This is a genomic window from Streptomyces sp. CB02959, from assembly GCF_002803155.1.
Classification (GTDB): Bacteria; Actinomycetota; Actinomycetes; order Streptomycetales; family Streptomycetaceae; genus Streptomyces.
Map to the genome: position 1 here is coordinate 20222 of NZ_NNBP01000035.1, position 12346 is coordinate 32567.

The following is a 12346-nucleotide window of genomic DNA, read 5'->3' on the forward strand; positions in this document are numbered from 1 at the left end:
ACCGGACTTGTGCGTAGCGATCGCCCTGCCGTCACCCGAGGGAGGGCACGGGAGGAAGCAGCTCATGGGGGCGGGGCTACAAACCGTGGCCCTTCGTCTTCTTCTGGAGCCATACGGTCGGTCGGTACGCAACCACCGAAGACCCCCGCGGCCGCAGCAACGGCCCGGGGGCGTGGCCAACGCCTCAGAGGAGCGTCGACATGCCGCACTGTATCGCCCGTATCTTCGAGCCGCCGTTGCGGTTGTCGGTGCCCGCCTCGGGACGGCGCCGGGTGGAGGTGGCGGGGCGGTGAGCGAGGTGCGTGTGCCGCGGCTGCTGCCGTGGGTGTCGCCGGAGGGGAAGACCTGCTTCGTCCTGGGGGACGGGGAGGGGTTCGTGTCCCGGATGGCGGACCGGGTGGAGGCCGTTCAGCTGGATATGGCGGAGGGGCTGGTCGCGCACGCCGACGGCATGCTCGGTGAATCCAGGCTCTCGGAGCGGGAACTTCGTTTCCTGGCACGGAATTTGACGCGTGCGCTGCGCGATGTCCGTCGGGTGGCGGTGAGCCGCGGTGCTCGGCTGGGTGCGTCGGGTGGTGTGCCCGGCTAGGAGCTCCCCCGATCGGGGCCGGCGGGTGTGGCTCGTCGGCCCCGGTCCGTCCTGCGGGGGGCGTCCCGGGCGTTCCCCTGAAGGGTGCCGCGCCGGGTGCGGTGCGGTGAGGGAGGTGGGCCCCGCCCGCCCCGGGTGTCGGGGTGGGCGGGGCCGTCGCGGTGTCCGCACCCTTGTCTGATGGGCCGTCAGGTATCACCATGTCCGCACTTCGCGCGCCACGCGGTGGCGTGGGGCAGGGACGGACAAGGGGTGCAGTCATGGTGCAAGTGCTGCCGCAGGGGCGGCTGGTGTACGGGATGCAGCTGCCCGTGCAGGCGCAGAGCGCGCTTTTCGCGGAGGGGTGGGAGGCGGCGGCCGGGCCGGAGGATCTGGTGGCGGTGGCGCAGGCGGCGGACCGGGCCGGGTTCGCCTACGTGGCGTGCTGTGAGCACGTGGCGATACCGCGGCGGCTGGCCGGGGCGATGGGGACGGTCTGGTACGACCCGGTGGCCACGCTCTCCTACCTGGCGGCGGTCACGGAACGGGTGCGGCTGTTGAGTCATGTGGCGGTGGTCGGGCTGCGGCACCCCCTGCTCAGCGCCAAGCAGTACGCGACGTTGGACCGGTTGTCGGGCGGGCGGCTGGTCCTCGGGGTCGGCGCCGGGCATGTGCGGGAGGAGTTCGAGGCGCTCGGGGTGGACTTCGCGCGGCGGGGCGCGGTGCTGGACGAGGCGATCGACGCGTTGAAGGCGGCGCTGGGGGAGGAGGAGTTCCCCGAGTTCAAGGGGGAGCGGTTCGCGTTCGGGGGGTTGGGGCAGGCGCCGCGGCCGGTGCAGCTGCCGCGGCCGCCGGTGTGGGTGGGGGGCTCGTCCCCGGCGGCGGTGCGGCGGGCCGCGGTGAAGGGGGACGGGTGGCTGCCGCAGGGGGATCGGCGGGACCAGCTGCCGGGGCAGATCGCCGCGGTGCGGCGGTTGCGGGAGGAGGCGGGGATCGGGGAGCCGATCGAGATCGGGGCGATCGCCGAGCCGGTGTACGTGGGGGAGCCCGGGTGGGAGGTCGGGCGGCGGACGCTCGCCGGGGCGCCGGAGCGGATCGCCGCCTCGCTGCGCGAGTACGGGGCGATGGGGGTGCACCAGATCCAGGTGCGGTTCCGCAGTCGGGGGCGGGCGGAGCTGGTCGATCAGGTCGCGGCCTTCGGGGCCGAGGTCGGGCCGCTGCTGAACGGCTGAGCGCACGCACACCGGGACCGTCATCCGTACGCACACCACAGGAGCGCAGGCATGGGCAAGCTCGACGGCAGGGTCATCGTCATCACCGGGGCGGCACGCGGACAGGGGGAGCAGGAGGCGCGGCTCTTCGTGGCGGAGGGGGCGCGCGTCGTGCTCGGCGACGTGCTGGACGAACAGGGGGAGGCGCTGGCGGCCGAACTGGGCGGGGAGCGGGCCCGGTTCGTGCATCTGGACGTGGCGGTGGAGGGGGACTGGGCGGCGCTGGTCGAGGCCGCCGAGGAGGCGTTCGGGAAGATCGACGGGCTGGTGAACAACGCCGGGATCCTGCGGTTCAACACGCTGGTGGACACCCCGCTGGAGGAGTTCTGGCAGGTGGTGTCGGTCAACCAGACGGGCTGCTTCCTGGGGATGCGGGCGGTGGCGCCGCGGATCGCGGCGGCCGGCGGCGGGACGATCGTCAACACCGCCTCGTACGCGGGGGTGACCGGGATGGCGTTCGTCGGGGCGTACGCCGCCACCAAGCACGCGGTGGTGGGGCTGACCCGGGTCGCCGCGCTGGAGCTGGCGGCGCAGGGGATACGGGTGAACGCGGTCTGCCCGGGGGCGGTGGACACGCCGATGACGAACCCGGCGGCGCTGGATCCGTCGGCGGACCCTGCGGAGACCGCGCGGGCGGTGGGCGAGCTGTACCGGAAGCTGGTGCCGCTGGGGCGGATCGGGCGGCCGGAGGAGGTGGCCCGGCTGGCGCTGTTCCTGTCGGGGGAGGACTCGTCGTACATCACCGGGCAGCCGTTCGTGATCGACGGCGGGTGGCTGGCCGGGGTCAGCCCGTTCTGAGGGTGCCGGGCGGCGCGTGCGGACCCGTAGCTGATGCACCGTCAGGTTTGCGGGTTGCGGGTATTGACGGGTCCCGGTGCCGCTGGAACAGTCGGTGGCAGCCAATCTGACGGTACGTCAGAAATAGCCGCAGCAGCGGATAAGGGACGGTGAACCCCCTTGGAATTCGGGCTCTTTGTGCAGGGCTACGTGCCCGCCGCGCGTGCGCAGGCCGACCCGGAGGCCGAGCACCACGCACTGATGGAGGAGACCGAGTACGTCATCCAGGCGGACAAGTCCGGCTTCAAATACGCCTGGGCCTCCGAGCACCACTTCCTGGAGGAGTACTCCCACCTCTCCGCCAACGACGTCTACCTCGGCTACCTCGCGCACGCGACCGAGCGGATCCACCTGGGCTCCGGCATCTTCAACCCGCTCGCCCCGGTCAACCACCCGGTCAAGGTCGCCGAGAAGGTCGCCATGCTCGACCACCTCTCCGCCGGACGCTTCGAGTTCGGCTCCGGACGGGGCGCCGGCAGCCACGAGATCCTGGGGTTCCTGCCGGGCATCACCGACATGAACCACACCAAGGAGATCTGGGAAGAGACCATCGCGGAATTCCCCAAGATGTGGCTCCAGGACGAGTACGAGGGGTTCCACGGCACACACTGGCAACTGCCGCCCCGCAAAATCCTGCCCAAGCCGTACGGGGCATCGCACCCGGCCATGTGGTACGCGGCCGGATCGCCGTCCTCGTACGCGATGGCCGGGAAGAAGGGGCTGGGCGTCCTCGGCTTCAGCGTGCAGAAGGTCGCCGACATGGAGTGGGTCGTCGACTCGTACAAGAACGCGGTCAAGGACGCCGAGCCGATCGGCGACTTCGTCAACGACAACGTGATGGTGACGTCGACCGCCATCTGCGCGGAGACCCACGAGAAGGCCGTGCAGATCGCGGTCGGCGGCGGGCTCAACTACCTCCAGTCGCTGCTCTTCCGCTACCACGACACCTTCCCGCGGCCGGACGGCATCCCCCAGTGGCCCGAACTGCTCCCGGACTACACCGAGGAGATCATCGAGCTGCTGATCGCCGAGGAGCTGATGATCTGCGGCGACCCCGACGAGGTGCTGCGGCAGTGCAAGCGCTGGGAGCAGGCCGGCGCCGACCAGCTCTCCTTCGGACTGCCGATCGGAGTGTCCTACGAGGACACCATGAACAGCATCAAGCTGATCGGCGAGCACGTCATCCCGAAGATCGACACCGATCCGGTGCACCGGACCACCCGCTTCCGGCAGGCCGCGGGAACCACAGCCGGCTGAACCCGACCCGCCCCGCGCGCCACCCGCCCGCCCCGCACACGCCCCGCACCGAGAAAGGACGCACGCCATGCTCGACCACCTCATCCAGGCCGCGACCGTCGTGGACGGCACGGGCGCGCCGGCCTTCGCGGCCGACGTCGGCATCCGGGACGGGCGGATCGCGGTGGTCGCCCGGCCGGGCACCGTCACCGAGGAGGCCCGGACGCACGAGGACGCGCGGGGCCTGGTCCTCGCCCCCGGGTTCATCGACCCGCACACGCACTACGACGCCCAGCTCTTCTGGGACCCGTACGCCACCCCGTCCCTCAACCACGGCGTGACCACCGTCGCCGGCGGCAACTGCGGCTTCACCCTCGCCCCGCTCCACCCCGACCGGCCCGAGGACGCCGACTACACCCGGCGGATGATGAGCAAGGTCGAGGGCATGTCGCTGGTCGCGCTGGAGGAGGGCGCGCCCTGGGACTGGCACACGTTCGGCGAGTACCTCGACGCGCTGGACGGGCGGATCGCGGTCAACGCCGGCTTCATGGTCGGGCACTGCGCGCTACGGCGCCACGTGATGGGCCCGGACGCGATCGGCGGGCAGCCCACCGCCGCCCAACTCGACGCGATGCTCCGGCTCTTCCACGACGCGATGGCCGCCGGGGCATGGGGACTGTCCACCACCCAGTCCTCCACCCACTCCGACGGCGACGGCAAACCCGTCGCCTCCCGGCACGCCCGCCCCGACGAACTGCTCGCACTGTCCAAGGCGGTGGGCGAGCACGAAGGCACCCAGCTGGAGGCGATCGTCGCCGGCTGCCTGGACCGGTTCGACGACGACGAGATCGACCTGCTGGTGGAGATGTCGGCGGCGGCCGGACGCCCACTGAACTGGAACGTGCTGACCATCGACGCCGCGGTCCCCGAACGGGTGCCCCGGCAACTCGTCGCCAGCGAACGAGCCCGCAAGGCAGGCGGCCGGATCGTGGCCCTGACCATGCCGATCCTCACCCCGATGAACATGTCACTGGGCACCTTCTGCGCCCTCAACCTCATCCCGGGCTGGGGCGAGATCCTCGGCCTCCCGGTGCCCGAGCGGATCGCCCGGCTGCGCGACGCCGACGTCCGGGCCGAGATGCTGCGCCGGGCACACAGCAAGGAAGCCGGGGTGTTCCGGCGACTGACCGACTTCGCCCGGTACGTGATCGGGGACACCTACACACCGGCCAACGAGGGACTGTCCGGGCGGGTGGTGCGGGACATCGCCGCCGAACGCGGCCAGGACCCCTTCCACTGCCTGGTCGAGATCTGCGCCGACGACGCACTGCGCACCGTGCTCTGGCCGATGCCGACCGACAACGACCCCGACAGCTGGGCACTGCGGCAGCAGACCTGGCAGCACGAGGACGTCCTGCTGGGCGGCTCGGACGCCGGCGCCCACCTGGACCGGATGTGCGGCGCCCCGTACACCACCCGCTTCCTCGGCGACTGCCTGCGCGGGCGGAAGCTGGTCGGGCTGGAGCAGGCGGTGCGGATGCTGACCGACGACCCGGCGCAGCTGTTCGGACTGCGCGAACGGGGCCGGATCGCCGAGGGCTACCACGCCGACCTGGTGCTCTTCGACCCCGAGCGGATCGACGCGGGGGCCGCGACGCTGGTGCACGACCTGCCCGGCGACAGCCCCCGGCTGGACTCCCGGGCGATCGGCGTGGTCAGCGTGCGGGTCAACGGGGTGGAGACGATCCGGGACGACGTGGTGACCGGCGCGGTGCCCGGGACCGTACTGCGGTCCGGGCGGGACACGAGGACGGTGAGCACCAGGTGAGCACGGGCAGGCACCCGGCCGAGCAGCGGCTCTACATCGGCGGGGAGTGGGTGGCGCCCGACGGCGGCCACTACGACGTGGTCAACCCGGCGACCGAGGAGGTCGTCGGGGCCGCCCCGGAGGCGAGCCGGGCGCAGGTGGCAGCCGCGGTGGACGCGGCCCGGGACGCCTTCGACGGCTGGTCGCGGACCGCCCCCGAGGAGCGGGCGGCCGTCCTGGACCGGGCGGCGCGGGTGATCCGCCGGGAGGCCGCCGGCTACGCGGAGCTGGCGCAGGCGGAGAGCGGCGCGACGACCGGGACGGCCCGGGCCCTCCAGGTCGGGGTGTCCGCGGCCCGGTTCGAGCGGTACGCCCGCGGGGCCCTGGAACCGGTGGAGACCGCGGTGCCGCCGCAGATCAACGCGGCCGGGCCGATGGGCGGCGGGGGCGTCTTCGGTGCGGTCGCGGTGCGCCGCCCGGTGGGCGTCGTCACCTGCATCACCTCCTACAACAACCCGTGGGCCAACCCGGCGGGGAAGGTCGCGCCGGCACTGGCGATGGGCAACACGGTGGTGGTCAAACCGGCCCCGCAGGACCCGCTGTCGGTGTACCGGATGGCCGAGGCGCTGGCGGAGGCCGGGGTCCCGCCGGGGGTGGTCAACGTCGTCAGCGGGGCGCGGCCGGAGGTCGGCGAGGCGGCGGTGGCGGCCGCGGGCGTGGACATGGTCAGCTTCACCGGCTCCACCGCGGTGGGGCAGCGGATCGCGGAGGAGTGCGGCCGCGGGATGAAGCGCCAGCTGATGGAGCTGGGCGGCAAGGGCGCGGCGCTGGTCTTCGACGACGCCGACCTGGCCTCGGCGGTGTCCGGCATCGGCACCACCTTCTCCTTCTACAGCGGGCAGATCTGCACCGCGCCGACCCGGGTGCTGGCCCAGCGCGGGATCTACGAGCGCCTGGTGGCGGGGCTGGCGCGGTACGCGGAGCACCTGACCGTCGGCGATCCGCGGGAGCCGGGCACGGTGGTCGGCCCGGTGATCTCCGCCGCGCACCGGGACCGCGTCGAGGCGTACACGGCGCTGGCGGTGAAGGAGGGCGCCCGCCTGGTGACCGGGGGCGAGCGTCCGGCGCAGGCGCGCGGCTTCTACGTGGCGCCGACGCTCTTCGCGGACTGCACCCCCGCGATGCGGGCGGTCCGGGAGGAGATCTTCGGGCCGGTGGTGACGGTGGTCCCCTTCGACGACGAGGAGGAGGGCATCGCGCTGGCCAACGACAGCGACTACGGGTTGCTGGACTACGTCTGGTCCGGCGATGTGGCCCGCGCCTTCCGGGTGGCGGGGCGGCTGCGGGCCGGCGGGGTCGGCGTCAACACGGTGGGGCGGAACATGGAGGCGCCGTTCGGCGGCTTCAAGCGCAGCGGGGTGGGGCGCGACGTCGGTTCGTACGCGCTGCACGCGTACAGCGAGGTGCAGGCGATCGTCTGGCCGGGGTGAGGGCGGGTGGCCGGACGGGTGGCGTTCTGATGGCCGGAGTGTGACGTTCGAAATTCGGACGGGAAAATTTTGAACCGGTCGAAAACGGACAGTGCTGCGGTTCTCGCAATGCGGAAGACTTCAGTCGCGCCCGTGAAGTCCAAGGTTCAACTGGAATTATTCTTGTGAATAAGTGTCTGGGGTATCAATTTTTCCTGCGGAGTGAAGCCCGGTGGTCCGGAGGATCATCTTCCGGATACGGAAACAGCAGCGCTTAACGTCCTGTTCATGGTTCAGGTTGACCCCCGGCCCCAGACCGGAGACACGGTAACGAGCGTCGCGGCTACCGGCAGTAACGCCCGCAGCGGTTCCGGTGACACCCGGAGCAAGGGCCTCAGCGGTAACTCCGTCGGCCTGCTCGGCAGCGCGGTGATCGGCATCTCCACCGTCGCCCCCGTCTACTGCCTCACCTCCACGCTCGGCCCCACGGTCGGCGAGGTCGGCGTGCAGATGCCCGCCGTCTTCCTGGCCGGATTCCTGCCGATGCTGCTGGTCGCCTTCGCCTACCGCGAGTTGAACAAGGCCGTCCCCGACTGCGGAACCTCCTTCACCTGGACCGTCAAGGCATTCGGGCCGCGGGTCGGCTGGATGTGCGGCTGGGGCCTGGTGATCGCGACGATCATCGTGCTCTCCAACCTGGCCGGCGTCGCCACCTCGTTCTTCTACCTGCTGCTCGGCGAACTCACCGGCTCACCCACCGTCGCGGCCCTGGACCACAACCGGATCGCCCACGTCCTGACGTGCCTGGCCTTCATCGCCGTCGCCACCGCCATCAGCTACCGCGGGATGACCGCGACCAAGGGCGTCCAGTACACCCTCGTCGGCCTCCAACTCGCCGTCCTCGCCGTCTTCGTGGCGATGGCCGTGGTCAAGGCGCGCTCCGGGGACTTCGCCGGCTCCCTGCACTTCTCCTGGACCTGGCTCGACCCCTTCGCGGTCAAGTCCTTCTCCTCCTTCACCGCCGGACTCTCCCTCTCGATCTTCATGTTCTGGGGCTGGGACACCTGTCTGACGGTCAACGAGGAGACCGCCGGCAGCGAGAAGACGCCCGGCCGCGCCGCCCTGCTCGCCATGCTCGTGCTGATCGGCTCCTACCTGCTCACCGCCGTGGGCTCGCAGATGTTCGCCGGCGTCGGCGGCAAGGGCCTGGGGCTGGGCAACCCGCACACCGCCGACAACGTCTTCGCCGCCCTCGCCAACCCCGTCATGGGCACCGTGCTCGGCGTACTGCTCTTCGTCGCGGTCCTCGCCTCGGCCGCGGCCAGCCTGCAGACCACCTTCATCCCCGTCGCCCGGACCGTTCTGGCGATGAGCACCTACGAGGCGCTGCCGGCCTCCTTCGCCAAGATCCACCCGCGCTTCCGCTCGCCGGGCCAGGCCACCGTCGCCGCCGGCGTCGCCACCGGCGTCTTCTACGCCGTGATGAGCTTCATCAGCGAGAACGTGCTGATCGACACCATCTACGCGCTGGGCCTCATGATCTGCTTCTACTACTCGATCACGGCCTTCGCCTGCGCCTGGTTCTTCCGCCACGACCTGCGCAACTCCGTCCGCGACCTCTTCCTCAAGGGCGTCTTCCCGCTGCTGGGCGGAGTGCTGCTGGCGTCGGTCTTCACCAAGACGCTGATCGACATGTGGAACCCGGCGTACGGGTCGGGCAGTTCGGTCTTCGGCATCGGATCGGTGTTCCTCATCGGCGTCGGCCTGCTGCTCCTCGGCGCCGTGCTCATGCTGGTGATGCAGCGCCGCAGCCCGGCCTTCTTCCGCGGCGAGGTCCTCACCCGGGCCACTCCGGCGCTGGTGGTGGAGGAGTAGGGGGCTTGGGGCTCGGGGCCCTGGGGGGCTTCCCCCCCGCCCCACCCCCACCCCCACCCCGCCCCACGCCCGCCCCGCGCTACCTCCGCCCCAGGAAGATCGGATTGGTGAGCGCCGCCATCGGGCCCGGGAGGTCCGCCGCCGACGACGGGTGGCGGACCTCGGCGCGTAGGTACGCGGCGTTGTCGGGCGTGGTCCGCCAGGTGACCGTGCCCTTCCCGGACGGCGGCAGCGGCGCGGTGTGCCGGCGGCCCTGGTCGGTGACGAAGGAGACCGTGCAGCCGGGCGCCCCGGAGACCGTCAGCCGGGCGGTGACCCCGGCCGTACCGGGCAGCGCCAGGCGTTCGCCGATCCCGGCGTGTTCGCCGCGTTCGCCGGTGGCGGCGAACGAGAGGTCGATCCCGGCGGACTCGGCGATCCACACCCGGCCGGCCCGGATGCCGTCCTGGAGGGCGCGGCGCGAGAGGTCGTCGGCCAGGACGACGGTCTGCGGGAGGCCGACCACGTCCGGATCGCGGTGCGCGTCGCTGTGCCCGACGGCGGGCAGCCAGGCGCCGCCGCCCCGGGCGTGCGTGACCAGGGTGTTGTCCCACTCGGCGAGGGTGATCTCGTCGTCGGGGCCGTACGGGCCGTTCCACACCTCGACCGCGTCGGCGTCGTTCAGCCCGAACTTCCAGCTGCACCCGACGCAGGTGGCGTGCGGATGCGCGGGGATCACCAGGCCGCCGGCCCGGCGGATGGCCCGGGCGTACCGGCCGAAGGCGTTGTCCCGGGCCCGGTAGCGCCAGTCGATGAAGACGCCGGGGTCGGTGCCCATCGCCACCACGTGGCCGTTGCGGGTGGTGACCTCCTCGCCGGTCAGGATCAGCAGGTCGTCACCCCACAGGCCCTCCCAGGCGCGGTGGGCGGCGGTGGTGTTGTGCTCGGTGGTGGTGAGGAAGTCCAGCCCGGCGGCCCGGGCCAGCGCCGCGATCTGGGCGGGGGTGCGCTTTCCGTCGGAGTACACGGAGTGCAGGTGGTTGTCCCCGCGGTACCAGGCGCGGCCCCGGCCGCGGGCCCGCTCCGGAGGGTGCACGGGCGCGGGGGTGGTCCCCGGGGGGCCGTGCCGCAGGGTGATGGTGACCTCGTAGTCCAGGCCCTGCGGGGCGACGGTGTACGGGCCGAGGGCGATGTGCCAGGTGCCGGGGCCGACCGGGCCGGGGAGGTAGCCCGGGGTGGCGTCGTCGGCCCGCAGGAAGAACTCCGTCCGTGCCCCGCCCGACCAGCCGCGGAAGCCGGCGCCGCCCAGCGCGATGCCCCGCTCGTCGAAGATGCCGATGTCGCAGGCGTTCCCCGCGGTGCCGTCGGGCACGGTCGGCTTGTCGTAGCGGTAGGCGACCGCGATCTCCCGTACGCCGGGCGGGACGTCGACCGGGACGTAGACGAAGTCCGGTGCGCCGGCGGGCAGATGGCCGGTGACCGTGCGGCTCTGCTCGGCCGGTCCGCCGCCGGCCCGCCCGGTGGTCGGTGCCGCCTCGGCGAAGCTCACCCGTCCGAGTGTCAGCGCTCCCGCCGCGCCGGCGGCCGCCGACATCTTCAGTACCTCGCGTCGCTCCATCTCCGCCCCCCTGCGTCGTCGTTGTCCGTCCCGCCGCGGCCCGTCCGCCGCGTGCCGCGCTCGTGCCGTCCCTGCGTCGTTGCGCGGTGTGAAAACTGTTCTACGCGTGTGTGACACGCGGGGAAAGCCCTGTGGATAACTCGCGGACGGTGCGGCAACATGCGGTCACTCCACCTGCCCGACCGCTCCCGACGCCCGACCACTCCTGACGCGGAGGTACCGCCAGCATGCGGATCGCGACCACGCTGTTCCTGACCGACGAGACGATCCGGCCGGTCCGACTGGCCCACGAGTTGGAGCAGCGCGGCTTTGACGGGCTGTACCTGCCCGAACACACCCACATCCCCGCCTCCCGGGACACCCCGGCGCCCACGGGCGAGCCGCTGCCCCGCGAATACGGCCGCACCCTGGACCCGTTCATCGCCCTCGGCCAGGCCGCCGCGGTCACCGAGCGGCTCCGCCTGGGCACCGGCATCACGCTCGTCGCCCAGCACGATCCGGTCGACCTCGCCAAGCAGATCGCGACGCTGGACCACCTCTCCGGTGGCCGTTTCACCCTCGGTGTCGGCTACGGCTGGAACGTCGAGGAGGCGGCCGACCACGGAGTGGAGTGGACGACCCGGCGCGCCCTGGTGCGCGACCGGTTGGCGCTGATGCGCGCCCTGTGGGCCGACGAACCGACCGCGTACCAGGGCCCCTTCGGGTCCGTCCGGGCCTCGCTCGCCCACCCCAAGCCGGTCGGCGGCGCTCCGCGTGTGCTGCTGGGCGGCGCGGCGGGGCCCAAGCTCCTGGCGGAGATCGCGGCCACCGCGGACGGCTGGCTGCCCATCGGTGGCGGCGGTCTGTCGGAGACCCTTCCCGCTCTGCGGCGCGCCTGGGCGGACGCCGGCCGCGCGGGCGAGCCGGAGGTGGTGCCGTACGCGGTCCGCCCGACGCCGGGGAAGCTGGCGCACTACCGGGAGCTGGGCGTGCGGGAGGTGGTCCTCCAGTTGCCGGCGGCCGGTGAGGCGGAGGTCCTGCGGACCCTGGACGACTTCGCGCAGTACCTGTGACGGGCGCCGCGCCCGGCGGCAGTGTGGTCCGGCGCCCCGCCCGCGCCCTAGGACCATCGGTGTACGGCGCGCTCCCGCTGTGCGGTACCTCAGACCGATCCGCCGTGGTGCCGCCGGGCGTAGCGTCGAAGGTGAAGGCATCAGGGACCACCCTCCCGGAGGAGTTCCACGAGCTCTCGGAGACCAAGGAGACGCCATGCCCCGCCTCGACCACACGATCGTGCACAGCAAGGACCGTTTCGCCTCGGCCCGCTTCCTCGCCGACCTGCTGGACGCCCCCGAACCGAAGGCGTTCGGCCCGTTCGCCGCGCTGAAGATGGACAACGGGGTGACCCTCGACTACGCCGAGCACGTCGCCGGCGGCCGGGAGTTCGTCGCCACGCACTACGCGTTCCTGGTGACGGAGGAGGAGTTCGACGGGATCCTGGGGCGCATACAGGAGCGCGGTCTGCCCTACTGGGCCGACCCGCGGCACTCCAATCCGCAGCAGATCAACCGCCGCGACGGCGGCCGCGGCGTGTACGTCGACGACCCCGACGGCCACGCCATGGAGTTCCTGACCCGGACCTACTCCGAGGAACTGCTCGGCTCGCTCTGACCGCCGCGGCGCACCGAGCCGGTCCGGCCCTGCCGG

Annotated in this window: 10 protein-coding genes; 9 read left to right on the forward strand and 1 reads right to left on the reverse strand. The window is 72.3% G+C overall.

What is annotated here, in order from left to right:
- Positions 1 to 289: 289 nt before the first annotated feature.
- The 7 genes from CG747_RS39245 to CG747_RS39275 all read left to right on the forward strand — a co-directional run bounded on the left by CG747_RS39245 (position 290) and on the right by CG747_RS39275 (position 9063).
- Positions 290 to 589 carry a hypothetical protein gene (locus CG747_RS39245; protein WP_100606665.1) on the forward strand — a complete coding sequence of 100 codons (300 nt, stop codon included), beginning with the start codon at positions 290 to 292 and terminating at the stop codon, positions 587 to 589.
- A 260-nt stretch (positions 590 to 849) separates the two neighbouring features.
- Positions 850 to 1800 carry a TIGR03619 family F420-dependent LLM class oxidoreductase gene (locus CG747_RS39250; RefSeq protein WP_100606666.1) on the forward strand — a complete coding sequence of 317 codons (951 nt, stop codon included), beginning with the start codon at positions 850 to 852 and terminating at the stop codon, positions 1798 to 1800.
- Positions 1801 to 1851: 51 nt separating this feature from the next.
- Positions 1852 to 2637 carry an SDR family NAD(P)-dependent oxidoreductase gene (locus tag CG747_RS39255; protein WP_100606667.1) on the forward strand — a complete coding sequence of 262 codons (786 nt, stop codon included), beginning with the start codon at positions 1852 to 1854 and terminating at the stop codon, positions 2635 to 2637.
- Between the two features lie 159 nt (positions 2638 to 2796).
- Positions 2797 to 3933 carry an LLM class flavin-dependent oxidoreductase gene (locus CG747_RS39260; protein ID WP_100606668.1) on the forward strand — a complete coding sequence of 379 codons (1137 nt, stop codon included), beginning with the start codon at positions 2797 to 2799 and terminating at the stop codon, positions 3931 to 3933.
- Positions 3934 to 4000: 67 nt separating this feature from the next.
- Positions 4001 to 5740, forward strand: coding sequence for an amidohydrolase family protein (locus CG747_RS39265; protein ID WP_100606669.1), 1740 nt, complete (start codon positions 4001 to 4003; stop codon positions 5738 to 5740).
- A complete protein-coding gene (locus CG747_RS39270; protein WP_100606670.1) occupies positions 5737 to 7209 on the forward strand; it encodes an aldehyde dehydrogenase family protein in 1473 nt (490 codons plus the stop codon). The genes CG747_RS39265 and CG747_RS39270 overlap by 4 nt, the downstream gene beginning before the upstream one ends.
- Before the next feature lie 267 nt (positions 7210 to 7476).
- Positions 7477 to 9063 (forward strand): APC family permease, encoded by a 1587-nt coding sequence (locus CG747_RS39275; RefSeq protein ID WP_100606671.1) that lies wholly within the window; start codon positions 7477 to 7479, stop codon positions 9061 to 9063.
- A 79-nt stretch (positions 9064 to 9142) separates the two neighbouring features.
- On the opposite strand, the gene CG747_RS39280 is transcribed toward CG747_RS39275, so the two are convergent.
- Entirely contained in the window at positions 9143 to 10660 is a 1518-nt protein-coding gene (locus tag CG747_RS39280; protein WP_100606672.1) for a CehA/McbA family metallohydrolase, read from the reverse strand.
- A 227-nt stretch (positions 10661 to 10887) separates the two neighbouring features.
- On the opposite strand from CG747_RS39280, the gene CG747_RS39285 reads away from it, so the two are divergent.
- Together CG747_RS39285 and CG747_RS39290 are read left to right on the forward strand one after the other, a co-directional pair.
- On the forward strand, positions 10888 to 11712 hold the full coding sequence (locus CG747_RS39285; RefSeq protein WP_100606673.1) for a TIGR03619 family F420-dependent LLM class oxidoreductase: 825 nt from the start codon (positions 10888 to 10890) through the stop codon (positions 11710 to 11712).
- Between the two features lie 196 nt (positions 11713 to 11908).
- Complete coding sequence (locus CG747_RS39290; RefSeq protein WP_100606674.1) at positions 11909 to 12310, forward strand: VOC family protein; 402 nt, start codon at positions 11909 to 11911, stop codon at positions 12308 to 12310.
- The last annotated feature ends 36 nt before the right edge of the window (positions 12311 to 12346 follow it).

Bases quoted from the DNA above. Each gene is read 5' to 3' on its own strand.
- CG747_RS39265 (WP_100606669.1), top strand. From the start codon at position 4,001: ATGCTCGACCACCTCATCCAGGCCGCGACCGTCGTGGACGGCACGGGC.
- CG747_RS39280 (WP_100606672.1), bottom strand. From the start codon at position 10,660: ATGGAGCGACGCGAGGTACTGAAGATGTCGGCGGCCGCCGGCGCGGCG.
- CG747_RS39285 (WP_100606673.1), top strand. From the start codon at position 10,888: ATGCGGATCGCGACCACGCTGTTCCTGACCGACGAGACGATCCGGCCG.
- CG747_RS39275 (WP_100606671.1), top strand. From the start codon at position 7,477: ATGGTTCAGGTTGACCCCCGGCCCCAGACCGGAGACACGGTAACGAGC.
- CG747_RS39250 (WP_100606666.1), top strand. From the start codon at position 850: ATGGTGCAAGTGCTGCCGCAGGGGCGGCTGGTGTACGGGATGCAGCTG.
- CG747_RS39255 (WP_100606667.1), top strand. From the start codon at position 1,852: ATGGGCAAGCTCGACGGCAGGGTCATCGTCATCACCGGGGCGGCACGC.
- CG747_RS39290 (WP_100606674.1), top strand. From the start codon at position 11,909: ATGCCCCGCCTCGACCACACGATCGTGCACAGCAAGGACCGTTTCGCC.